At 55.4% G+C, this 24,366-nt stretch carries 22 protein-coding genes; 8 read left to right on the plus strand and 14 right to left on the minus strand.

Annotated elements, in window-relative coordinates; all coding sequences use genetic code 11:
* Positions 1-216: 216 nt before the first annotated feature.
* From potA to potD, 4 genes are read left to right on the plus strand one after another with little or no spacing between them, the layout of a single operon-like run.
* Entirely contained in the window at positions 217-1,329 is a 1,113-nt protein-coding gene (potA, locus tag CRO19_RS01180) for a spermidine/putrescine ABC transporter ATP-binding protein PotA (RefSeq protein WP_097094222.1), read from the plus strand.
* Complete coding sequence (gene potB, locus CRO19_RS01185) at positions 1,313-2,173, plus strand: spermidine/putrescine ABC transporter permease PotB (RefSeq protein ID WP_097094223.1); 861 nt, start codon at positions 1,313-1,315, stop codon at positions 2,171-2,173. The genes potA and potB overlap by 17 nt, the downstream gene beginning before the upstream one ends.
* Positions 2,170-2,943: a spermidine/putrescine ABC transporter permease PotC gene (gene potC / locus CRO19_RS01190; protein ID WP_097094224.1), complete on the plus strand. Its 774-nt coding sequence runs from the start codon at positions 2,170-2,172 to the stop codon at positions 2,941-2,943. Before potB ends, potC begins: the two co-directional genes overlap by 4 nt.
* Positions 2,944-2,953: 10 nt before the next feature.
* Complete coding sequence (gene potD, locus CRO19_RS01195; protein WP_097094225.1) at positions 2,954-3,997, plus strand: spermidine/putrescine ABC transporter substrate-binding protein PotD; 1,044 nt, start codon at positions 2,954-2,956, stop codon at positions 3,995-3,997.
* 110 nt (positions 3,998-4,107) lie between these two features.
* On the opposite strand, the gene cobB is transcribed toward potD, so the two are convergent.
* The 4 genes from cobB to lolC form a co-directional block, all read right to left on the minus strand.
* A complete protein-coding gene (cobB, locus tag CRO19_RS01200; protein WP_097094226.1) occupies positions 4,108-4,941 on the minus strand; it encodes a Sir2 family NAD+-dependent deacetylase in 834 nt (277 codons plus the stop codon).
* Between the two features lie 144 nt (positions 4,942-5,085).
* Positions 5,086-6,330 (minus strand): lipoprotein-releasing ABC transporter permease subunit LolE, encoded by a 1,245-nt coding sequence (lolE, locus tag CRO19_RS01205; protein ID WP_097094227.1) that lies wholly within the window; start codon positions 6,328-6,330, stop codon positions 5,086-5,088.
* On the minus strand, positions 6,330-7,031 hold the full coding sequence (lolD, locus tag CRO19_RS01210) for a lipoprotein-releasing ABC transporter ATP-binding protein LolD (protein WP_007885730.1): 702 nt from the start codon (positions 7,029-7,031) through the stop codon (positions 6,330-6,332). The genes lolE and lolD overlap by 1 nt, the downstream gene beginning before the upstream one ends.
* Positions 7,024-8,223: a lipoprotein-releasing ABC transporter permease subunit LolC gene (lolC, locus tag CRO19_RS01215; RefSeq protein ID WP_097094228.1), complete on the minus strand. Its 1,200-nt coding sequence runs from the start codon at positions 8,221-8,223 to the stop codon at positions 7,024-7,026. Before lolC ends, lolD begins: the two co-directional genes overlap by 8 nt.
* A gap of 259 nt (positions 8,224-8,482) precedes the next feature.
* On the opposite strand from lolC, the gene CRO19_RS01220 reads away from it, so the two are divergent.
* Together CRO19_RS01220 and mfd are read left to right on the plus strand one after the other, a co-directional pair.
* Positions 8,483-8,692, plus strand: a complete 210-nt coding sequence (locus tag CRO19_RS01220; protein ID WP_097094229.1) for a hypothetical protein — start codon at positions 8,483-8,485, stop codon at positions 8,690-8,692.
* Between the two features lie 178 nt (positions 8,693-8,870).
* On the plus strand, positions 8,871-12,314 hold the full coding sequence (mfd, locus tag CRO19_RS01225; RefSeq protein ID WP_097094230.1) for a transcription-repair coupling factor: 3,444 nt from the start codon (positions 8,871-8,873) through the stop codon (positions 12,312-12,314).
* 112 nt (positions 12,315-12,426) lie between these two features.
* On the opposite strand, the gene CRO19_RS01230 is transcribed toward mfd, so the two are convergent.
* The 8 genes from CRO19_RS01230 to hinT form a co-directional block, all read right to left on the minus strand.
* On the minus strand, positions 12,427-12,969 hold the full coding sequence (locus tag CRO19_RS01230) for a glycine zipper 2TM domain-containing protein (RefSeq protein ID WP_097097555.1): 543 nt from the start codon (positions 12,967-12,969) through the stop codon (positions 12,427-12,429).
* Positions 12,970-13,263: 294 nt separating this feature from the next.
* On the minus strand, positions 13,264-14,556 hold the full coding sequence (locus CRO19_RS01235; RefSeq protein WP_370659779.1) for an NAD(P)/FAD-dependent oxidoreductase: 1,293 nt from the start codon (positions 14,554-14,556) through the stop codon (positions 13,264-13,266).
* A gap of 224 nt (positions 14,557-14,780) precedes the next feature.
* Positions 14,781-15,323 carry an alpha/beta hydrolase YcfP gene (ycfP, locus tag CRO19_RS01240; protein ID WP_097094232.1) on the minus strand — a complete coding sequence of 181 codons (543 nt, stop codon included), beginning with the start codon at positions 15,321-15,323 and terminating at the stop codon, positions 14,781-14,783.
* Positions 15,324-15,362: 39 nt separating this feature from the next.
* On the minus strand, positions 15,363-16,406 hold the full coding sequence (gene nagZ / locus CRO19_RS01245) for a beta-N-acetylhexosaminidase (RefSeq protein WP_097094233.1): 1,044 nt from the start codon (positions 16,404-16,406) through the stop codon (positions 15,363-15,365).
* 15 nt (positions 16,407-16,421) lie between these two features.
* Positions 16,422-17,207 carry a thiamine kinase gene (gene thiK, locus CRO19_RS01250; RefSeq protein WP_370659780.1) on the minus strand — a complete coding sequence of 262 codons (786 nt, stop codon included), beginning with the start codon at positions 17,205-17,207 and terminating at the stop codon, positions 16,422-16,424.
* A gap of 16 nt (positions 17,208-17,223) precedes the next feature.
* The gene (gene lpoB, locus CRO19_RS01255) at positions 17,224-17,820 is read right to left on the minus strand and encodes a penicillin-binding protein activator LpoB (protein ID WP_097094235.1); all 597 of its coding nucleotides are present in this window, start codon (positions 17,818-17,820) and stop codon (positions 17,224-17,226) included.
* Positions 17,821-17,830: 10 nt separating this feature from the next.
* The gene (locus CRO19_RS01260; protein WP_097094236.1) at positions 17,831-18,196 is read right to left on the minus strand and encodes a YcfL family putative periplasmic lipoprotein; all 366 of its coding nucleotides are present in this window, start codon (positions 18,194-18,196) and stop codon (positions 17,831-17,833) included.
* A gap of 17 nt (positions 18,197-18,213) precedes the next feature.
* The gene (gene hinT / locus CRO19_RS01265; RefSeq protein ID WP_097094237.1) at positions 18,214-18,564 is read right to left on the minus strand and encodes a purine nucleoside phosphoramidase; all 351 of its coding nucleotides are present in this window, start codon (positions 18,562-18,564) and stop codon (positions 18,214-18,216) included.
* Between the two features lie 356 nt (positions 18,565-18,920).
* On the opposite strand from hinT, the gene CRO19_RS01270 reads away from it, so the two are divergent.
* Positions 18,921-20,528 (plus strand): MFS transporter, encoded by a 1,608-nt coding sequence (locus CRO19_RS01270; protein ID WP_097094238.1) that lies wholly within the window; start codon positions 18,921-18,923, stop codon positions 20,526-20,528.
* Entirely contained in the window at positions 20,525-21,664 is a 1,140-nt protein-coding gene (bglB, locus tag CRO19_RS01275) for a beta-galactosidase BglB (protein WP_097094239.1), read from the plus strand. The genes CRO19_RS01270 and bglB overlap by 4 nt, the downstream gene beginning before the upstream one ends.
* Before the next feature lie 179 nt (positions 21,665-21,843).
* Here bglB and ptsG read toward each other — a convergent pair whose 3' ends face one another.
* Both ptsG and CRO19_RS01285 read right to left on the minus strand, forming a co-directional pair.
* Positions 21,844-23,277 carry a PTS glucose transporter subunit IIBC gene (ptsG, locus tag CRO19_RS01280; RefSeq protein WP_097094240.1) on the minus strand — a complete coding sequence of 478 codons (1,434 nt, stop codon included), beginning with the start codon at positions 23,275-23,277 and terminating at the stop codon, positions 21,844-21,846.
* 285 nt (positions 23,278-23,562) lie between these two features.
* Positions 23,563-24,354: a metal-dependent hydrolase gene (locus CRO19_RS01285; RefSeq protein WP_097094241.1), complete on the minus strand. Its 792-nt coding sequence runs from the start codon at positions 24,352-24,354 to the stop codon at positions 23,563-23,565.
* Between the last annotated feature and the right edge of the window lie 12 nt (positions 24,355-24,366).

Genomic DNA, 24,366 nt, shown 5'->3' on the forward strand with positions numbered 1-24,366 from the left:
GCTCTCTCAACGTCTTTTGCGCTGAAAATTTGCACACTGTCGCCTGTTCGACATATCCGATACGCATACTCCGGCATTTTTCAGCGTTTTCAAGGTAAATCCGTGGCAAAACATGGCGCTGACGCATTTTTGCGGTATTATCGCGCCCTTCATCACGGCATGTCGTCTTCAGCGGCTATGCTGTAACCTGATTCACCATCAGACTGAGTGACTAAAATGACGCAAACACGCGATCTCGCGCTGGTTACGCTTTCTGGCATCAGTAAAGCTTTCGATGGCAAAACCATCATCTCTGACTTCAACCTGACCATCCGTCACGGCGAATTTATCACGCTGCTCGGCCCCTCCGGCTGCGGAAAAACCACCATCTTGCGCCTGATAGCCGGGCTGGAAGAGGCCGACCACGGTCGCATCATCCTTGATGATAACGACATCACCGATTTGCCGGCTGAACATCGCCATATCAACACCGTGTTTCAGAGCTATGCGCTGTTTCCACACATGTCGGTGTTTGAAAACGTGGCTTTTGGCCTGCGCATGCAGAAAACCCCGGCGGCCGAGATCACCACACGCGTCAACGATGCGCTGGCGATGGTGCAGCTGGAGAGCTTTGCCGATCGCCGTCCGCATCAGCTCTCAGGCGGGCAGCAGCAGCGCGTGGCGATTGCGCGCGCGGTGGTCAACCGCCCGAAAGTGCTGCTGCTGGACGAGTCGCTCTCAGCGCTGGATTATAAGTTGCGTCGTCAGATGCAAAATGAGCTGAAAGCGCTGCAGCGCAAGCTCGGCATCACGTTTGTTTTCGTTACCCACGATCAGGAAGAAGCGCTGACCATGTCAGATCGTATCGTGGTGATGCGCGATGGCCGCATTGAACAGGACGGCACGCCGCGCGAAATCTATGAAGAACCGGCGAACCTGTTTGTCGCGCGCTTTATCGGCGAGATTAACGTGTTCGATGCCGAGGTGCTCAACAGCGATAATGCCCCCAGCATCCGCGCGCGGGTTGAAGGCCGGGAATGTGACCTCCACTGTGATTTTGCGGTGAAGCTCGGCGATCGGCTGCATGTCCTGCTGCGCCCGGAAGATCTGCGCGTGAAGGAGATCGATCACGACAGCCGCAGCGACAATCTGATTGGTTACGTGCGTGAACGCAACTATAAAGGCATGACGCTGGAATCCACCGTTGAGCTGGAGAACGGTAAGCTGCTTACGGTGAGCGAATTTTTCAACGAAGACGATCCCGATTTTGACCATTCGCTGAACCAGAAAATGGCCGTCAGCTGGGTGCCGAACTGGGAGGTGGTGCTGCCGTATGAAACGGATGCGTAATCGTCTACAAAAAGTGATTGTCGCCCTGATCGTCAGCTGGCTGACGCTATTTGTGCTGCTGCCCAACCTGATGATTTTCGTCACCAGCTTCCTGACGCGCGACGATGCGCATTTTGTCAGCATGGCCTTTACCCTCAATAACTACACGCGCCTGCTCGATCCACTCTACGCCGATGTGTTATTGCACTCGCTGAACATGGCATTTATCGCCACGCTGTGCTGCCTGCTGCTCGGTTATCCGTTCGCCTGGTGCCTGACCAAATTGCCGGCACGAATGCGTGCGCTAATGCTGTTCCTGCTGATTGTCCCGTTCTGGACCAACTCGCTGATCCGCATTTACGGCCTGAAAATTTTTCTCAGCACACGCGGCTGGCTGAATGCGTTTTTACTGTGGATCGGCGTGATCGATAAACCCTTCCGCATTATGTACACCTCAGAAGCGGTCATCCTCGGGCTGATTTACATCCTGCTGCCGTTTATGGTGCTGCCGCTCTATTCCAGCCTCGAGAAGCTGGACAAATCCTGCCTCGAAGCCGCACGTGACCTCGGTGCCAACAAGCTGAAAACGTTCCTGCGCATTATTTTGCCACTCACCATGCCGGGGATTGTCGCCGGTTGCCTGCTGGTGTTTATCCCGGCGATGGGGCTGTTCTTCGTCTCCGATTTAATGGGCGGCGCGAAAAACCTGTTGATTGGTAACGTCATAAAAAGCCAGTTCCTCAACATCCGCGATTGGCCGTTTGGCGCGGCCACCAGCATCGTGATGACGCTGTTAATGGGTTTAATGCTGCTGGCCTACTGGCGCGCGGCACGTATGCTAAACAGCAAGGTGGATCTGCAATGATGGCGCGCTGGCTTCGCGGCGGCTTCATGGCCATGATTTACGCCTGGTTTTACATCCCGATCATTATTCTGATCGTCAACTCCTTTAACAGCTCGCGGTTTGGCATCAACTGGCAGGGCTTCAGCACTCAGTGGTATCGCCTGTTGATGAATAACGACAGCCTGATTCAGGCCGCACAGCACTCCTTACTGATGGGCGTGCTGTCGGCCAGCTGCGCAACCATCATTGGCTCGCTAACCGCTGTTGCACTCTATCGTTATCGCTTCCGCGGTAAACCGTTCGTCAGCGGCATGCTGTTTGTGGTGATGATGTCGCCCGATATCGTGATGGCGATTTCCCTGCTGGTGCTGTTTATGCTGTTGGGCATTTCGCTTGGTTTCTGGTCGCTGCTGTTCTCACACATCACCTTTTGTCTACCGTTTGTGGTGATCACCGTCTATTCGCGCCTGAAAGGTTTTGATGTGCGTATGCTGGAGGCGGCAAAAGATCTCGGCGCCAGCGAAGTCACTATCTTGCGCAAAATTTTGCTGCCGCTGGCGCTGCCTGCGGTCGCGGCGGGTTGGCTCCTCAGCTTTACGCTGTCGATGGACGATGTAGTGGTCTCCTCGTTCGTCACCGGCCCGAGTTTTGAAATCTTACCGCTAAAAATCTATTCGATGGTCAAAGTTGGCGTGTCACCGGAAGTGAACGCGCTGGCGACAATTTTGCTGCTGCTGTCGCTACTGTTGGTGGCGCTCAGTCAGCTGTTGCTCCGTGATAAAACTAAATAGAGGATTATCCATGAAAAAGTGGTCTCACTGGCTAGCGGCTGGGGCGCTGGCACTGGGCATGCAGGGCGCGCAGGCAGATGACAGTAAAACGCTCTACTTCTATAACTGGACGGAATACGTTCCGCCGGGACTGCTGGAGCAGTTCACTAAAGAGACCGGCATCAAGGTGATTTACTCCACCTACGAATCCAATGAGAGCATGTACGCCAAGCTGAAAACCTGGAAAGATGGCGCCTATGATTTGGTGGTGCCTTCGACGTACTTCGTCGCCAAAATGCGTAATGAGGGGATGCTGCAGAAGATTGATAAATCTCAGCTCAGCAACTTTAAGAATCTCGATCCTAACCTGCTCAACAAACCGTTCGATCCCAACAATGATTACTCAATCCCCTATATCTGGGGCGCGACGGCAATTGGTGTGAATACTGATGAGATCGATGCCAAAAGCATTACGCGCTGGGCCGATTTGTGGAAGCCGGAGTACAAGCAGAGCCTGCTGCTGACCGACGATGCACGTGAAGTGTTCCAGATGGCACTACGCAAGTTGGGCTACTCCGGTAATACACGCGATCCTCAACAGATCGAAGCCGCCTATGAAGAGTTGAAAAAGCTGATGCCGAACGTGCTGGCCTTCAACTCCGATAATCCGGGCAATCCGTTTATGGAAGGCGAAGTGAATGTGGGCATGATCTGGAACGGATCAGCCTACGTTGCGCGCCAGGCCGGCACGCCGCTACAGATTATCTGGCCGCAGGAAGGGGGCATTTTCTGGATGGATAATCTGGCGATTCCGGCCAATGCGAAAAACCGCGCAGGTGCGCTGAAACTGATTAACTTCCTGCTGCGTCCGGAAGTGGCAGCGCAGGTGGCTGAAACCATTGGTTATCCAACGCCAAACCTGGCGGCGAAGAAGCTACTGCCGCAGGAAGTGGCGAACGATCCTTCGCTCTATCCTTCTGAGGCGGTGATCAAGAACGGCGAGTGGCAGAACGATGTGGGTGATGCCAGCGTGCAGTATGAGACGCTGTTCCAGAAGCTGAAGGCGGGCCGTTAATTCTCTGCGTGATTCCCCTCACCCTGCCCTCTCCCGCAAGCGGGAGAGGGTTCCGTTTAGCCCCTTCTCCCTCTGGGAGAAGGTTGGGATGAGGGGAAATTGCACCTAAATTACTTATACAACCCACGCAAAAACGTGTGCACAAACTCCGGTACCACTTCGCTCGCTAATCCATATTTACTCTCAGCAAACTCGTTGCCGACCTGACTGGGTTCCAGATTTAGCTCCACGGTGTGCGCGCCCTGCAGCTTCGCCTCATGGACAAAACCGGCGGCGGGATAAACGTGGCCTGAGGTGCCAATCGCGATAAACAGGTTTGCCCGTTCAATCGCCTGATAAATCTCTTCCATCCCCAGCGGCATTTCACCGAACCACACCACATGCGGACGCAGCATCGCCGGGAACTGGCAGCAGGTGCAGCGATCGTCCGGGGTGAGATCTCCCGTCCAGTCGAGCACCTGTCCACTGTGCACGCAGCGCACTTTCAGCAGTTCGCCATGCATATGCAGCACGCGCTGGCTGCCCGCACGCTCGTGCAGATTGTCGATATTCTGCGTCACCAGCAGGAAGTTATCGCCCAGCACCTGTTCCAGCTCCGCCAGGGCTTTGTGTGCGGCATTCGGCTGAATTTCCGACTGCTGCAGCTGGCGGCGGCGCGCATTATAGAATGCCTGCACCAGCGCCGGGTCGCGCTGAAAACCCTCCGGCGTGGCAACATCCTCGACGCGATGCTCTTCCCACAGGCCATCAGCCGCACGGAAGGTACGAATGCCGGACTCAGCGGAAATACCTGCGCCGGTAAGCACCACCACGCGCGGTTGCGGATGCGCGGCGAGTTCAGCTTTGCGATCGCGCTCGAAGATGCGCTGACGAAAGCGCTGATGCACTTTGCGGCGGTTTTTTTTGTCGCGGGCGAGTCGTAGGCGGCGGCGCGGTATGCGCATAAAAGCTCCTTAATCTGCGGCGTTGATCGCCGCGCTTCGGGTATTTTTCGGGCTAATCTGCCCGATAATAGCGGCTGCGTATGACGGCTGCATGCGGCAGACGCTGAAAATGTGCGCAGCCGCTAAAGCGGCTGCGCGATGACGTTACTGGCCGCTGAGCACGCGGGCCGGATCGATACGGCTGGCGCGCCGTGCCGGATACCAGCTGGCAATCAAACTCAGCACAATCGCAGTGCCCAATACCGAAATCACATCAATCCAGTGCAGCTCGGACGGCAGGAAATCGATAAAGTAGATATCGCCCGCCAGCAGCTGATGCCCGGTAATGTGCTCAAACGCGCGCATCACCGGTGTGAGATTGAGTGCCACCAGCACGCCAACCACTACGCCGCTGACGCTGCCAAGCAGACCCGCCAGCAAACCGTACCAGATAAAGATGGCGCGAATCAGGCCATCTTTAGCGCCCAGCGTGCGCAGCACGGCGATGTCGCTGCTTTTATCTTTTACCGCCATCACCAGCGTTGAGACGATGTTGAAGCACGCCACACCAATCACTAGCACCATGGCTAAATACATAATGGCGCGAATCATCTGGATGTCACGGTACATATAGCCGTAAGTCCCAATCCAGCTCTTGATATAGACGTACGAATGCGTCACTTCACCGGCGTCGCGCACCAGCTTTTGCGCCTGGAACGGGTCATTCATCTTCAGCGCGATACCGCTGACGCTGTCGCCCATATCCAGATATTTCTGCGCATCGGCCAGCGGCACCAGCGCCAGGCTGTGATCCAGCATACCGCTGAGCTGCAGCACGCCGCTAACCTGCAGGCGAATACGTTTCGGCTGCAGCAGCTTATTGTCGCCATCGTTATTGGGGATCATGATGGTGATCCAATCGCCCTGTTTGACGTTAAGCGATTTAGCAATACCGCCACCGAGAATGATTTGCTGTTTACCGGCCGCAAACTGTGACCACGCATCGCCGGCGACGAAGCTCGGCAAGGCGCTCAGCCGTGACTCCTGCTGCGGATCGACGCCTTTCACCTGCAGCGCCTGCAGCTTCGCACCGCTCTCAATCAGCCCGGTAAAATTAATATACGGCGCCGCAGCAGAAATGCCCGAGACCTGTTCAATGGGCGCAATCATCGGCTGCCAGTTGCGGAACGGCTGATTAACCGGTTCGATTTCACCGTGCGGCACCACCGCCAAAATGCGGTTGTTTAACTCTCGCTCGAAACCGTTCATCGCGCTCAGGCCGATGATCAGCACCGCCACGCCCAGCGCAATGCCGATGGTAGAGATGATGGAGATCAGCGAGACCATGCCACCACGCCGCCGACCGCGGCTAAAACGCAGCCCGAGCAGCAGGGATAAGGATGAACCCATCAGATCACTCCCAGCGTCAGTTGGTCGCTCAGCTCGCCGTCGCGCATCTCCATTTGGCGGCTCAGGCGTTTCGCCAGCTGCAGATCGTGCGTCACCACCAGGAAGGCGGTGCCCTGCTTCACGTTCAACTCCCCCAGCAGTTCAAAGATAGCGTCGGCGTTGCGTGCATCAAGGTTACCGGTGGGTTCATCAGCCATCACCAAACGCGGACGGTTCACCAGCGCGCGGGCAATCGCCACGCGCTGACGTTCACCGCCCGATAGCTCAGAAGGCCGATGTGCGGCACGTTTATCCAGCCCTACCGCCGCCAGCATTTCACGCGCGCGGGATTCTGCTTCTGCCTTGCCGATTTTGCCAATCAGCAGCGGCATCGCCACGTTCTCCAGTGCGCTAAAGTCCGGCAGCAAGTGGTGGAACTGATAGATAAAGCCCAGCTCGCGGTTGCGCAGCTCTGCTTTGGCAGCGGATGACATCGCATTCAGCGATTTACCATCGAAAATCACATCGCCCGAGGTGGGTGCATCCAGGCCGCCCAACAGGTGCAGCAAGGTACTTTTACCCGAACCTGAGCTGCCGACAATCGCCGTCAGTTCACCCGGCTGCAGGCTGAAAGCCACATTGCGCAGCACATCGGTCTGCACGCTGCCTTCCTGATAGCGTTTGCACAGGTCACGACACTGCAACAAAGGAGTATTACTCATAACGTAAAGCCTCAGCGGGTTGAACGGCGGCAGCGCGCCACGACGGATAAAGGGTAGAAAGCAGCGCAACGGCCATGGAAACCAGCGCAATGGTGATCACCTGCAACACGTTGATGTCGACCGGCAGCGCCGCGCCATCCAGGAACAGGCCGATCACCGGCATCAAATTATTCAGCTGGCTGGCCAGCAGCACGCCGAGCCCAGTGCCGAGCAGCGCGCCGATAATTCCGGCGCTGGCGCCCTGCACCATAAATACCGCCACAATCTGACGGCGAGTTAAGCCCAACGTTTGTAAAATCGCCACTTCGCCCTGCTTCTCCATAATCAGCAGGCCCAGCGACGTAATGATGTTAAAAGCCGCCACCGCGATGATCAGGCTCAGCAGCAGCCCCATCATGTTTTTCTCCATGCGCACCGCCTGGAATAGATCGCCTTTGCGCTCGCGCCAGTCTTTCCACGTCAGACTTTCTGGCAGCTTTTGCTGGCTTAGCGCATCGACGTTCAGCGGCTTATCCAGCCACAAACGCCAGCCGGTGACGTTGCCAAGCGGATAGCGCATTATGCGTGATGCATCCTGCTGATTGACCAATATCTGATAGCCGTCGACTTCGCTGTTCGCCGCGTAGGTGCCCGCTACGGTGAAAATACGCTGGCTCGGCAAGCGACCGACTGGCGTAAACTGGCTGACGGAAGGCACCATCAAACGCAGCTGGTCGCCACGCTTCACGCCAAGCTGCGCTGCCAGCTGTTCACCGAGGATGACGTTATACTGTCCGGGTTGCAGCACGCTTTGCTGAGTGTTGACGAGGAACGGCGTCAACGGATCCTGTTCATCAGGATTGATACCCAGCATCACGCCCACCGAGACGTTACGTGCGCTCTGCAATACCACATCCGCCGTCGTGAGCGGCGCCAGGCGCGTTACGCCTTGCAGCTTGAGATCCTGTGCCGTTAGCTGTTGCGGGTTGATACTGCCTTTCTCGCTGGTGACCAGCGCCTGCGGCATCAGGCCAAGAATGTTGCCTTCCAGCTCGCGCTCAAAACCGTTCATCACCGATAGTACGGTAACCAACGCTAGCACGCCGAGCGTAATACCAATGGTAGAGAGCCAGGAGACGAAGCGACCAAAGCGGTCTGAGGCACGTCCACGCATGTAGCGTAAACCGATGAATAACGCGACTGGTTGATACATGAGATCCGTCTTGGCAGTTGCCTGAAAATAAGTAGTGGGATGATAAAGGAGGCGTCTGTTTTATGAAACCTCTAACCCTCTGAGTATCCGGCAAAGTTGTGTCAAAAACCGTCCCAGCAGGGGCTATGCATAAAATTGCGACAAATTAATGATGTTATTTGTACATTTATTGCCCATGGGCTGGCGTAGACTTAGTGATGAAGCAGTAGATTAAGCACCGATTGTACCGATGTAAGCGCACAGCGCGGGAGTACAGACTATGTTGAAATTTCCTAAAGGCAGCATCGTTAAACATAAATCGGGCGAGATCAGAGGGGAGATTGTGAACGTTTTTGAACAGGGCGATTCACCCACTGGCTATTACGTGAAATGGGATGACGGCAACCACAGCTATCATCTGGAAAAAGAGCTGTCATGGGCCAATGTCGATCGACCCCGGATGCACTACACACAGCAATCGAGTAAGTGATTTGTGGTCGCCATGAATGGCGACCCTACGTTATTTCACCATGAATGGCGACCCTCCGCGTTTTTGTAGGGTCGTCATTTATGGCGGCCACGCAGAAACTCAGAAACGACAGATGATCCGCAGGGCGGATTATGGAATGATGACGCCCTGTAATCCAAGGAGAGAATGTCGAGACCCCATGTCGGAACAGAGTCGTTATACCCTGCCAGTCAAAGCCGGTGACCATCGCCAGCTCGGCCAATTAGTCGGTGCCGCACAGGCGCTTGAGTGTGCCAGCATCACCGAACGCCATAACGGTCCGGTGTTGATGATTACCCCAGATATGCAATCTGCCCTGCGTTTACAGGAGGAGATTCGTCAGTTTACCGATCTGCCGGTTACTCATCTCGCTGACTGGGAAACGCTGCCCTATGACAGCTTCTCGCCGCATCAGGACATTATCTCCGCTCGCCTCTCCACGCTGTATCAGCTGCCGAACTTAACGCGCGGCATGCTGATTATGCCGGTCAACACGCTGATGCAGCGCGTCTGTCCACACAGCTTCCTGCACGGTCATGCGCTGGTGATGCAGCAAGGGCAGAAGCTGTCGCGCGATGCGCTGCGCGATCAGCTGGAGCAGGCAGGCTATCGCCATGTCGATCAGGTGATGGAGCATGGCGAATATGCCACGCGCGGCGCGTTGCTCGATCTGTTCCCAATGGGCAGCGATCAGCCTTACCGCATCGACTTCTTTGATGACGAAATCGATAGCCTGCGCCTGTTTGATGTTGATACCCAGCGCACGCTGGAAGCGGTCAACGCCATCAACCTGCTACCGGCGCATGAGTTCCCGACGGATAAAGCCGCCATCGAGCTGTTCCGCAGCCGCTGGCGCGAAACCTTTGACGTGCGCCGCGAACCGGAACACGTCTATCAGCAGGTGAGCAAAGGCACGCTGCCTGCCGGTATTGAATACTGGCAGCCGCTGTTCTTCGAGCAGGAATTGCCGACGCTGTTCAGCTATTTGCCAGGCAATACGCTGCTGCTCAACAGCGGCGATTTACTGGCGAGCGCCGAGCGCTTCTGGCTTGATGCCAACGCGCGCTTCGAGAATCGCCGCATCGATCCGATGCGCCCGCTGCTGGAGCCGGTGACGCTGTGGCTGCGCCCCGATGCGCTGCTCAGTGAACTGAAAGCCTGGCCGCGCATGCAGCTCAGCAGCGAGACGCTGCCGGAGAAAGCCGCAAATACCAACCTTGGTTATCAGCCGCTGCCGGAATTAACCGTGCAGGCGCAGGCCAAAGCACCGCTCGATCTCCTGCGTCAGTTCCTGGAGCAGTTCAGCGGCCAGGTGATTTTCTCGGTGGAGAGTGAAGGCCGCCGCGAAAGTCTGCAAGAGCTGCTGACGCGTATCAAACTGCGTCCACGCGCCATCGATCACTTCGATCAAGCCGTCGATCAGCCGCTCAGCCTGATGATCGGCGCCAGCGAGCGCGGCTTTATTGATACCCAACGCCAGCTCGCGTTGATCTGCGAAAGCGATCTGCTCGGCGAGCGCGTCAGTCGCCGCCGCCAGGATAATCGCCGCACCATCAATCCAGACGTATTGATCCGCAACCTCGCCGAGCTGCATCCCGGCCAGCCGGTTGTGCATCTGGAGCACGGCGTTGGGCGCTATATCGGCCTCACCACGCTGGAAGCCGGCGGCATCGTGGCGGAATACCTGATGCTCTCCTATGCCGGCGACGCCAAACTGTACGTGCCGGTTTCGTCGCTACACTTAATTAGCCGCTATGCCGGTGGCGCGGATGAGAATGCGCCACTGCATAAGCTGGGCAGCGATGCCTGGTCACGTGCGCGACAGAAAGCCGCGGAAAAAGTGCGCGACGTGGCGGCAGAGTTGCTGGATATCTACGCTCAGCGCGCTGCCAAAACCGGCTTCGCCTTTCAGCACGATCGCGATCAATATCAGCTGTTCTGCGAAGGCTTCCCGTTTGAAACCACGCCGGATCAGGGCCAGGCGATCAATGCCGTATTGAGCGACATGTGCCAGCCGCTGGCCATGGATCGTCTGGTGTGCGGCGACGTGGGCTTTGGTAAAACCGAAGTGGCGATGCGCGCCGCGTTCCTCGCGGTCGAAAATGCCAAACAGGTTGCCGTGCTGGTGCCGACCACGCTGCTGGCGCAGCAGCACTACGATAACTTCCGCGATCGTTTCGCCAACTGGCCGGTGCGCATTGAGATGCTGTCGCGCTTCCGCACCGCGAAAGAGCAAAGTCAGGTGCTGGAACAGGCGCGTGAAGGCAAAATCGATATTCTGATTGGTACCCATAAACTGTTGTCGAACGATCTGAAATGGCACGATCTCGGCCTGCTGATCGTTGATGAAGAGCACCGCTTTGGCGTGCGTCATAAAGAGCGTATTAAGGCGATGCGCGCCGACGTGGATATCCTGACGCTCACCGCCACGCCGATTCCGCGAACGTTGAACATGGCGATGAGCGGCATGCGCGATCTGTCGATTATTGCCACGCCGCCGGCACGACGTATGGCGGTGAAAACCTTTGTACGCGAGTATGACAGCCTGGTAGTGCGCGAGGCGATCCTGCGCGAAGTGCTGCGCGGCGGCCAGGTTTACTACCTCTACAATGACGTGGAGAACATTGAAAAGGCAGCACAGCGGCTGGCAGAGCTGGTGCCGGAAGCGCGTATCGCCATTGGCCACGGTCAGATGCGCGAGCGCGATCTGGAGCGGGTGATGAACGATTTCCACCATCAGCGCTTTAACGTACTGGTGTGTACCACCATCATCGAAACCGGCATCGACGTGCCAAGCGCCAACACCATCATCATCGAGCGCGCCGACCACTTTGGATTGGCGCAGCTGCATCAGCTGCGTGGCCGCGTTGGCCGATCGCATCATCAGGCGTATGCGTGGCTGCTGACGCCGCATCCGAAAGCGATGACCACCGATGCGCAGAAACGCCTTGAGGCCATCGCTTCGCTGGAAGATCTCGGCGCCGGTTTCGCGCTGGCGACACACGATCTGGAGATTCGCGGTGCCGGTGAACTGCTCGGCGAAGATCAGAGCGGACAGATGGAAACCATCGGCTTCACGCTGTATATGGAGCTGCTGGAGAACGCGGTGGATGCATTGAAAGCGGGTCGCGAGCCATCGCTGGAAGATCTCACCAGCAATCAAACCGAAATCGAACTGCGCATGCCCGCCCTGCTGCCGGATGATTTTATCCCCGATGTGAACACCCGTTTGTCACTGTATAAACGCGTGGCCAGTGCGGCGGATGAGCAGGATCTGGCGGAACTTAAAGTCGAGATGATTGATCGCTTCGGCAAGCTGCCGGATGCGGCGCGTAATTTGCTGGACATTGCCGGTCTGCGACTGGTGGCCCGTGAATTAGGTATTCGTAAAATTGAAGCCAGCGAAAAAGGCGGTTTCTTTGAATTCGCGCCGCAGAACCACGTCGATCCAGGCTGGCTGATTGGGCTTCTGCAGAAGGATCCAAAGCAGTGGAAGCTGGATGGTCCAACGCGGTTGAAGTTCACCCGCGATATGGCCGACCGTAAAATCCGCATGGAGTGGGTGCAAGGTTTTGTCAGCGAGCTGGCTAAAAACCGGGTTTGATGTCGTAGGGGCGCCATTTATGGCGCCCCCCGGCAATCCGCAATAGATCCAATAATAAAAGCGCCTTTCGGCGCTTTTATTATTACCGCTGCTGTGATGTATCTTTGCCCAATTAGGCCTGATTCGAATTCAGGATCAGCTGACCGTTACGGTCGAGCGGAATGCGGGTGCCAGGGTCATTTTCCATGCGGATTTTGCCCTGCTGGTCGCCTATTTTATAGGTCACGTCATAACCCAGCATTTTTTCCTGTTTATCGTATACCGTTTTGCAACGCTGCTCGTTGGTGGTGTAGGTATCGCGATCCTGCAACGCACCTTGCACCTGATTACCGCCGTAACCACCGGCCAGCGCACCCGCTACCGTCGCCACATCACGACCGCGTCCACCACCAAACTGATGGCCTAACACGCCGCCTGCGACCGCACCCAGTACCGAACCTGCAATGCGGTTCTCATCCTGCACGGCTCGACGATGCGTGAGCGTCACGTTGCGGCACTCTTGTCGCGGCTGCTTGATGCTCTCTTTAATCGGCGTCGCCGACAAAACTTGTGCGTATTGCGGACCACGGTCGAAGACATCCATGCTGGCGACTGCGGCAACACCTAACGCTGCTGCTACGCCGATACCGATACCCGCTAACATTGATTTATTCACAGGAATGTCCTCCTGAAGATTGTTACCGCGCATTCCCGCCGCTACGAAATCCTGAGTAGCCGAGGCAAAACCGGCGTGCGCGCCGCGCCGTGTTGTTGGTAATAAGTTTTACAGATGGCCCGTAATTGCAACATCAGATTAATGGAGGAAACGCAGCGGAAACCCATCAGGGCCAGCTTTTAGGAGAGTTCTGAGAGCGGATGAAATAACGCCGTAACCTTAAGCTGAAAGCACCTTTTCAGCGGGTCACGGCGGGGCAAGGCGCTTCAGGCGGCGTTGCGCCGCCCGAAATCATCAGTGCAGCTTGAGGCGCGGACGCAGGACACGGTTCAGGCTGCCCACCAGCATCATCAAGCCGGTTTTGAAATATCCGTGGAGCGCAATCTGGTGCATACGATACAGAGAAATGTAGACAAAACGCGCAATGCGCCCTTCCACCATCATCGAACCGCGCATCAGGTTGCCCATCAAACTGCCCACCGTGCTGAAGCGCGACAGGGATACCAGCGAACCATGATCTTTATAAACATAGGCTTTCAGCGGCTTGCCTTTACGCTGCGCGAGGATATTCTCCAGCGCGCGGGAAGCCATCTGGTGCGCTGACTGCGCGCGCGGCGGCACAAACCCGCCTCCCGGCAGCGCACAGGACGCACAATCACCGATGGCGTAAATGTCATCATCCAGCGTGGTTTGCAGCGTCTCTTTCACCACCAGCTGATTGATGCGGTTGGTTTCCAGCCCGCCAATCTCCTTCAGGAAATCGGGGGCTTTAATACCAGCCGCCCACACCATCAGATCGGCATCAATGAATTCGCCACCTTTCGTGTTCAACCCTTTTTCCGTTGCGCTGGTGACCATGGTTTGCGTCAATACGCGCACGCCGAGTTTAGTCAGCTCCTGATGCGCCGCGGCAGAAATACGCGGTGGCAGCGCCGGCAGAATACGTTCACCGGCTTCCACCAGTGTGACATTCAGCGAAGAGCTGTCCAGGCCTTTATAGCCGTAGCTGTGCAGCTGTTTCACCGCATTATACAGTTCAGCAGAGAGTTCCACGCCGGTAGCGCCGCCGCCGACAATGGCGATGTTCACTTTTTCCAGGCTACCTTCGCTAGCTGAAAAGCGCAGGAATAAATTGAGCATTTCGTTATGGAAACGACGCGCCTGATGCGGGTTATCAAGGAAGATGCAGTGATCTTTTACGCCCGGCGTGCCGAAGTCATTTGAGGTGCTGCCCAGTGCGATAACCAGGCGATCGTAGGCCAGCTCACGCTGCGGCACTAACAGTGCGCCTTCCGCATCACGAATCTCGGCCAGCTCAAGGGTTTTGTTTTCACGATTGATTTGCGTCAGCGATCCCAGCTGGAACTGGAAGCCGTGATTGCGCGCGTGCGCCAGATAGCTCAGCGCATCAATGCCTTCATCCATCGAACCGGTCGCCACTTCATGCAGCAGCGGCTTCCACAGATGACTGTGGTTACGATCGACCAAAATAATCTCGGCTTTCTTGTTACGTCCTAGCTTGTGGCCGAGCTGCGTTGCCAGCTCTAAGCCGCCAGCACCACCGCCGATGATAACGATTTTTTCCATAGATATAGTCAACAAAGACCCCCTCAAAGTTGTAAACCAATAGTTAATTAATGGTTAATAAAAACCTTAATAAACATAGGGTTGGCGAAGTTAAATCGCGAGCTAGGGGCAGAATATCACGGCGTCGAAGACATAACATAAGAAAATTGATGTGGATCAATCTTTCAACTGCATTATCAGAATGTTACACATTCTTTGCGCCGCATCACACGGCGCACAGGGGTTCAGGCGAGGAGTTTGAAGGCTTTAATCCGTTGTAAATGCGGCGCAATATTTTTGAATTTATGGCTGGCTTCGTCATCCCAGATAATTTCATAGAACGGCTGCAAGTGCGCCGCACTGCGCTGATTGTCCAACGCTTCATCATGGCGCGACAAGATAGTCAGGCACTTTTCACGGTTCTTTTCACGAAAATCGCTGACGCATTTGGTGGCAATATCGAGATACTCTTCCGGGCGGTCGATTTTTCCCTCCATGTTTTCGAAAGGAAACAGATTGGGATTAAAAATCGCCTGCCGCATGCCGCAAAGAAAACCAATGCGTTCGGCCCAGTAGCCACCCAGGCCCACTCCGCAAATCAGCGGATGCGCATCGTCGCCCTGCTGCAACAGCTTGTCGCACTCTTTCAACAGAAACTGCATGTCGTGTTTGGGATGGCGGGTGCTATAGCTGACTAATCTGACGTCCGGGTCAATAAACTGCAGCTGCAGCACCTTTTCATGGTTGCCCGGACTGTTGGAATCAAAACCGTGCAGATAGATGATCATGATAATCCTCAGCGTGGAATGAAATCCGGGCAGCGGCGCTTATCTGCCCGAAGCTTTGTGCGCCAGCCAGCGCTCTTGCAACGCGCTCAGCTGACGCTGATTTTGCCGCCAGCGCTCGCTTGCCAAAAGGCTTTGACGGGTAAAACGACCCTGATGGTACAACTGCGCTACCCGCTCTGCCCCGATCGGCGTCAAGTTATCCAGCACGCTTACCGCGCCCGCGCGCTGATTGCACACCAGGATCATATCGCAACCGGCATTCAGCGACTGCTGCGCGCGCTCGGCGTAGCTGCCCATGACGGCGGCGCCTTCCATTGACAAATCGTCGGAGAAAATCACGCCGTTGAAGCTGAGTTCTTTACGCAGCACGCTTTTCAACCAGTATGGCGAACCGCTGGCAGGAAGCGGATCCACCTCAGTATAGATAACGTGCGCCGGCATCACCGCATCGAGGAGCTGCTCGTCAATCAACTGCTTAAAGATGGCCATATCATGCTGACGCAGCGTGGCGGCATCGCGGTTATCGCGCGGCGTCTCTTTGTGCGAGTCGGCGCTGACCGCGCCGTGACCGGGGAAGTGTTTGCCGGTGGTTTTCATGCCGGCTTCATGCATGCCGTTGATAAAGCGACGCGCCACCTGCAGCGCGATAGTAGGATCTTCATGGAATGAACGATCGCCAATTGCCGCGCTGATGTGACCAATATCCAGCACCGGCGCGAAGCTGATGTCAATGTCCATGGCGATCATCTCCGCCGACATTTGCCAGCCTGCCTGTTGTGCCAGTTCACCTGCGCTATGGAGATCGTTCAGCGCAGCGAAAGATTGCATCGCCGGTAACTGAGTAAAGCCGTCGCGGAAACGCTGCACGCGGCCGCCTTCCTGATCCACGGCCACCACCAAACGATTACGCGAAGCGGCGCGAATCTGCCGCACCAGCTCTGCCAGTTGGTCAACATCGTGGAAGTTACGGGCAAACAGGATTAGCCCGCCTACCAGCGGATGCTGCAGAATCTCACGTTCCTCGGCATCAAGCTCATAGCTCTCAACGTCGAGCATCAGCGGTCCAGGCGTGTTTATGGTCATGATTAAAATCCCAGGTTAAAGGTCGTGCCAGCTGGCCTGCGCCAGCTGTTGTAAGGTGTCGTCGTGACTCTGCTCGGCTCGCAGCTGATACCAACTCGCCATGAGCAGCTGCAGCCATGGCTGCCAGCGCTGCATCTGTCGGGCCAGCGTTTGTTCATCAAGATGGGCGCGCTCGGCGTAACCGCTCACCCAGGCCGATCGCGTGTCTCCATCTACCGCACATACCGCTGCCAGTTCCAGCGCCACGTCGCCGTCAGCGGCATATTCCCAGTCGATCAAACGTAAGCCATCAGGTGTAGCGACAAGATTACCGGCATGTACATCCATATGCAGCGGCGCCAGCCGCAACGGCTGCGGCTCGCCCTGCTGTAACAAACGTTGCAGACGCCGCTGCCAGCGCCAGTGCCGCTGCTGGCAAAGCTGCCAGTAACGCTGCAGCAGCGGTGTCAGGCGCAAACGATAGCCGGTGAGCGGCTGTTGATGCAAACGATGCAGCAGCGCTAGCACGGCTGCACGCTGCTGATTGAATTGTGAAGATGTCAGCACTTCTCCCGGCAACCAGCTTTGCAGCAGCCACGGAGCGCGCCACGCAAGCGGCTGCGGTCCCAGCTGCGCGTGCCGCAGTTGCCGCAGCACGCGATATTCGCGCTGGCGGTCAACAAACGGAATCGGCTGCGGCGGCGCACGACGCGCCAGCACATCGCCCTGCTGGGTTTGCACGTGCATGCTTTGCCCACTGAGCCCCGGCAGCGCGAAAAAATGACCGGCAGCTTGCGCCGTCGGCCATTGTTGCTGAATCATTTTTTGCAGCTGAGGATCAGGGTTGAGCAACGCCGTTTCCTGACCAGATAATTTCGCCGGTTTGCACCAGCATCAGCTGCATTTGCAGGGTAGGTGCTTTCACATCGCCTTGCGCATTGCTGTACAACACATACTGCGCATTCACGTTGCGTGCCAGACCAATCGCTTTACTGCGCGAGTTAAGGCTGTCATCCGCCGATAAACCCAGCGTCTGTTTGGCCTGCGCCAGCTGCTCCGGCGTGATCAGCGTGAATTTACCGTTGTTAGCCAGCGCATTCTGAATGGCATCGGTGGCTTTATCCGTTTGTAGCGAACCATTGGTACTGTTCTTGATGCGATCCACCAGCAGCACGCTGCCAGGGTTCACCCCTGATGATTGCACCATGTTGCCAACCAGCGGCTGTACGCTGGCATCCCAGTTAATGGTTTTTAGCTTCGGCGGCTGCGGCACGGTTTGCGGCGGCGGCACCGGCTGCGTTGGCGGTTCTACCGGCTGAGTGGGTGTGGTCGGCTGTGTCGGTTCAACCGGTGCCGGAGTCTGTTGTTGCACCACGCAACCGGTAAGCATTAGCGCAAATAGCAATGCGCCCGAACGTTTTACACTGCGAATCACAGCTTACTCCTTAAAGATAAAGATAGAGACGCACCTTGCTGGCGGTCGGATTGCCCATTTGTGAGGCCACTTCCACGCTACCATGCGCCGGTACAATAAGTGTCTGAGCCGGCTCTTCTGGCGTGATTTCCAATCCTTTGTCGTCATACCAATAGAAACGATAGTGCACTTTTACCGGCGTTTCACGCAGGTTTTGCAGCACGCTCAAGGCACGCTGCTGGCCATCCTGCTCTGTCAGCTTAGGGGAGTCAGTAATGATGCCTGCTGACAGCACCGCCGATTCCATAACCAGCGACTGCGAAGTATTAATCATCGGCTTATCACTGCTGCAAGCTGCAAGAGTTAGCAACAGTAAGCCACTCAGCCATTGACGCATAACCGGGTCCGCCTGAGTTAGCTAGCCAACATCGGGCCCAGCGGCTGACCGCCGACCAGGTGCATATGGATATGATAAACCTCCTGCCCGCCATGACTATTGCAGTTCATGATCAGGCGATAGCCATCTTCGGCAATGCCTTCATCACGCGCGATCTTCGCGGCTACGGTGATCATGCGGCCCAGCGCCTGTTCATGAGCGGCCTGCACATCGTTGGCGGTAGGGATCAGTACGTTGGGGATGATCAGAATATGGGTGGGCGCTTTGGGCGCGATATCGCGGAAGGCGGTGACCAGTTCGTCCTGATAAACCACGTCAGCGGGAATTTCGCGACGGATGATTTTACTGAAAATGGTTTCTTCAGCCATGGTGCATTTCCTTAAGCCTGAGTTCAGTCAGGCAGTATGCGTGAGGAATTCCATTTCTTTCAACCTCAGGACCACATTTCTTGCATTAAATGGCTGCCTTTACACCGCTTTTTCACTTCGCCATGCCTTGTGCTGCAACTCGCATTTCTAACACTTCATTAACTACAAAAATGAAACGCTGTTTTATAAATTAGAGATATCTCGCCATTTTCTTTGTGATTTTGCCACCACCGCGCAATACCTTGCGAAATCGCGAAGGTTTGCCGGTTTAAGTCGCTCTATTTTCAATCCAATCCGATCACGCTGTACGGAGTGATGAGGGACGTGTTTACCGCCTATTTCAAGGAGAACCTGCCATGCGCTCTCGTAAGATTGGCCTGGGTCACTATCTGGCCTATGGTTCCGGGGACTTCCTCGGGGCGGGCACCACGGCGCTAACTGCCGCCTGGCTGCTCTACTTCTACACCACCTTTTGTGGGCTATCGCCGATTCAGGCGACGTTTATTTTCGCTGCCGCCCGCGTGCTGGATGCGGTGGTTAGCCCGCTGATGGGATTTTTGACCGATAACTTTGGATCGACCTGGCTTGGCAAACGCTTTGGTCGTCGCAAATTCTTTATCCTGCTCGGTATCCCGTGCGTGTTTAGCTATAGCCTGATGTGGGTCAGCGATATGAGCTTCTGGTGGTATCTGCTGACTTATCTGCTGTTCGATATGGTCTACACCATGATTCTGGTGCCATACGAAACGCTGGTGCCGGAAATGACCGATGACTTTAAGCAGAAAACCCGTTTCTCCGGCGCACGCATTGGTCTGGCACAGCTTTCGGCGATCCTGGCAGCTTTCTTGCCGGGCGTGCTAATTGGCTGGTTTGGCAAAGAGAATCCGATCTCCTTCTTCTACGCCAGCCTGGTGTTCTCGGTGATTTGTGCGCTAGTGCTGACGCTGGTATGGGTGTTTACCTGGGAACGCGATCCTGATGATTTCTCAGCAGAATCACGCCGGGCGGAACAGGAGAAATCACGGCTAACGTTGATGCAAAGCCTAAAACGTCTTTACACCGAGCTGGCTTCTACGCTGCGTATTCGTATTTTTCGCCAACATCTCGGCATGTATCTCGGTGGTTACATCGCGCAGGACGTGTTTAACGCGGTATTCACCTGGTATGTGGTGTTTGTGCTGATGCAAAGTGCGCAAATTGCCTCAAACCTGATGGGCACCATGGCAGTGATGCAGTTTATTGCGGTGATGGCGATGATTCCACTCTGTATTCGGCTTGGTCCCGCGCCAGCCTATCGCATGGTGGTGGTGCTGTTTGGCCTCAGCGCCCTCTCCTATGCCGGATTGTGGTACACCGGCATGAACGACAACTTCGCGCTGCTGGTACTGATTTCCGGCCTGGCGGGTCTGGGACGCGGCGGCATCAACTATGTACCCTGGAATACCTATACCTATATTGCTGACGTCGATGAAGTGATTACCGGCCAGCGTCGCGAAGGCATTTTTGCCGGCATCATGACATTGACGCGCAAAGCGTCGCAGGCTGGCGCGGTGATGTTTGTCGGCATCGTGTTGCAGCTGGCCGGTTTCTCCTCCGGCCAGGCCACCCAGGTGCCTGCCGTCGGCCATACCATTTTGGCGATTCTCAGCGTTGGCACCCTTTGCGTGCTGGCCTGCGGCTTCATTATCTCACTGCGTTTCAAGCTCAACCTGCACACTCACACCGTGTTACGTGAAGAGACGCTGAAGATGCGTGCAGCCGGACGCGTGGTGCCTGAACGCATAACGCCACAGGCACGTGGCGTCGTCGAAATGCTGGCGGGCATGCCGTATGAAAATCTGTGGGGCAATAACAACGTCGGTTATCTCAATCGTCATAAACCCGCAGCCCCACCGCTGCCGAGCCAACCGCGATCTTTACCTACTCTACCGACCACCCTGATTAATGATAGGAATGAACCATGACTGTATTTCCTGTAAAGCACAGCGTGCTGCTGCGTCAGCCTGAATATCTCCTACCTCGAACCGAACTGGTGCAGTTGATTCAACAACTCACGCAGAATCTGGTGAACATTACCGATCACAGCGGGGAATTTTTGCTGCGCCTCGACGATGGGCGCGTGATCGATACCAAAGGTTGGGCCGGTTGGGAGTGGACGCACGGCATCGGTCTGTACGGCATGCTGCACTATTATCAGCAGACCGGCGATCGGGCGACGTTAAACATCATTGATGATTGGTTCACTACGCGGCTCGCGGAAGGCACGCCGACGAAGAACGTCAATACCGTTTGTCCGTTCCTGACGCTCGCCTATCGCTACGAAGAAACACGCAATGCGGCCTGGCGCCCGGTGCTTGAGCGCTGGGCTGAATGGGTGATGTATGAGGTGCCGCGTACTGAACAAGGCGGGTTACAGCACATCGTCTATAACAACGAGAATACCCAGCAGCTATGGGACGATACGCTGATGATGAGCGTGATGGCGCTGGCGAAAATTGGTCAGCTGCTCGATCGCCCAGAGTTTGTGGAAGAAGCCAGCTATCAGTTCCTGGTTCATAGCCAATATTTGATGGATCGCCAAACCGGCCTGTGGTTCCACGGCTGGACGTTTGAGGGGCGACATAATTTTGCCAACGCGCGTTGGGCGCGCGGTAACAGCTGGGTCACCATCGTCATTCCGGACTTCCTCGAGATGATGAACTGGCCGCAACAGCACGCCACACGCCGCTTCCTGCAACAGGTGCTGGAGAGCCAGGTCAAGGCATTAAGTGCCTGTCAACACAGCAGCGGCCTGTGGCATACCTTGCTCGACGATCCCAATAGCTATCCGGAAGCCTCCGCCTCCGCCGGTTTCGCCTATGGCATTCTCAAAGCTGTGCGTAAACGTTATCTCTCGCCGGAGTATTTACCGCTGGCGGAGAAAGCGTTGTGCGGCGTTATTGGCAATATTGATCAGGATGGGGAGTTAAAACAGGTGTCGTTCGGCACGGCGATGGGCAGCGATCTGGAGTATTACCGCCAGATACCACTCACTTCAATGCCATACGGTCAGGCAATGGCGCTGCTGTGTTTGACGGAATATTTGCGGGTCTACCTGTAATAAAAAATGCCCTCACTAGAGGGCATTTTTAGGCACCGAAAGTAAAGTGCGTTGAAGCGGCGGCAGAGGAGTAAAGCATCCCAAGCCATGGATGGCTTGGGGCGAGCCCCAGGGATGGTTTATGGCGTCTTTACGATCTGACGCCGCTTCATCGCACCGGCTCTGCCTGCCAACTTAGGTTACATACTGCGGATATAGTCATCCATTTCAGTTTTCAGGTTATCGGACTTAGTACCGAAAATTGCCTGAACACCTGAACCTGCTACCACCACACCTCGTGCGCCGAGGCTTTTCAGTTCAGCCTGATCCACTTTGCCCACATCCGCCACGCTCACACGCAGACGGGTAATACAGGCATCCAGATTAGTGATGTTCTCTTTACCACCAAACGCGGTAACCAGCTTGCCCGCCATTTCGCTACCGGTTGCGCTGCTCTGCTCCATTGCTGTGTCCTCACGACCCGGTGTTTTCAGGTTCAGTTTTACAATCAGGAAACGGAATACGCTGTAGTAAATCAGGCCGTAGATAATACCGACAATCGGGAACAACCAGATTTTGCTACTGTTGCCGCTCAGAACGATAAAGTCGATCAAACCGTGTGAGAAGCTGGTGCCATCACGCATGCCCAGCAGGATACAGATTGGGAATGCCAGGCCAGCCAGAATCGCATGGATCACATACAGAATCGGCGCGACGAACATGAAGGAAAATTCGATCGGCTCGGTAATACCGGTCAGGAACGAGGTCAGCGCCGCTGAGATCATGATGCCGCCCACTTTGGCGCGGTTTTCTGGTTTAGCTGAATGCCAAATCGCAATCGCTGCCGCTGGCAGACCATACATTTTGAACAGGAAACCACCTGACAGTTTACCTGCCGTTGGGTCGCCCGCCATATAGCGCGGAATATCACCGTGGAACACCTGACCGGCTGCATTGGTGAATTCACCAATTTGCATCTGGAAAGGTACGTTCCAGATGTGGTGCAGACCAAATGGTACCAGCGAACGCTCAATCAGGCCGTAAAGGCCAAAGGCCACTACCGGGTTTTGATAGGCAGCCCACTGGGAGAAGTCTTGAATAGCAGTACCGATTGGCGGCCAGATGAATGACAGCACCACACCGGTGAAAATCGCCGTCAGACCGGAGATAATCGGGACAAAGCGCTTGCCCGCAAAAAAGCCAAGATACTCAGGCAGCTTGATGCGGTAGAAACGATTGAACATATAGGCAGCAATTGAGCCCGCGATGATCCCGCCTAGCACACCGGTATCCGCCAGATGCTTGGCTTCGATTTCCGCAGCCGGTAAATGCAGCACTAACGGTGCCACTACCGCCATGGTTTTCACCATGATGCCGTAAGCCACTACCGCAGCCAGTGCTGAAACACCGTCATTATTGGTAAAGCCAAGAGCCACACCGATCGCGAAGATCAGTGGCATATTAGCAAATACCGAACCGCCCGCTTCCGCCATCACATGCGAAACCACGGCAGGTAGCCAGCTAAAGTTGGCAGAACCAACACCTAACAAAATACCGGCAATCGGCAGAACCGATACCGGCAACATCAGCGATTTACCTACTTTCTGCAGGTTCGCAAATGCGTTCTTGAACATAGAAACTCCTGAGTATGAGTGCAATTTTTTTGCGCAGTGCGCATGGCTTAGGGGGAGGATCCTTCGCCGGGTGACGCTGAGCGTCTTTTGATTTATTACGAAGAGTAAAATAAATCGCTAATTGTTAAATTGACGGCCATCACATTTCGCTAAGAGTGGCCGCGTCTTTTCAGTTGTTTCTTACAGATCCGGCTTAAAAAACAGCAATAAAACGCTGTCTGCACCCGTTAAGATGCAGTGCAGCCGATGGTTTTCTGATTAATTACAGTATTTGAAATAAAGTCGTTAGCTACTGAGACGACTCATTGGGATATGGAACAGGCGGGAGAAATTTTCCGTCGTCACAGCGGCCAGCGTCTCAATATCGACGCCTTTTAATACCGCCATGTAGTCTGCCACATCGCGGGTAAATGCCGGTTGATTCTCTTTACCACGGTGTGGCACGGGTGCCAGATAGGGAGAATCGGTTTCCACCAGCATACGATCCAGCGGTACATAGCGCGCCGCTTCGCGAATTTGTTCGGCATTGCGAAAAGTGAGAATGCCTGAGAAAGAGATATAAAAGCCCAGATCCAGCAGCTTCGCCGCAGTTTCTTTATCTTCAGTGAAGCAGTGCAGCACACCGCCACATTTCTCTACGTTTTCTTCACGCAAAATCGCCAGCGTATCTTCACGTGCGTCGCGGGTATGAACAATGATCGGTTTATTCAGCGCAATGCCCGTGCGGATATGCTCACGAAACGATGCTTGCTGCTGCGCTTTGGTCTCTTGTTGATAGAAATAATCCAGCCCGGTTTCGCCGAGTGCGACCACGCGCTCTTCAGCCGCCAGCCGGCGAAACTCCTCAACATCATAGGGTGTTTCCTGATTCAACGGATGCACGCCGCAGGCTAACGCTACGTTTTCACGATCGCCAACCAGCTGTTTGATTTTGTAGTAATCCGGCAGCGTCGTCGCGATTGCCAGCATAAACTTCACATCACGCGCCGCCGCTTTGGCAATAACATCATCGAGATCGCGATGATGCTTTTCATAATCAAGGCCATCAAGATGGCAGTGTGAATCCACAATAAACATACTTCTCTCTTT

It is taken from the genome of Candidatus Pantoea floridensis (assembly GCF_900215435.1).
Lineage (GTDB): Bacteria > Pseudomonadota > Gammaproteobacteria > Enterobacterales > Enterobacteriaceae > Pantoea > Pantoea floridensis.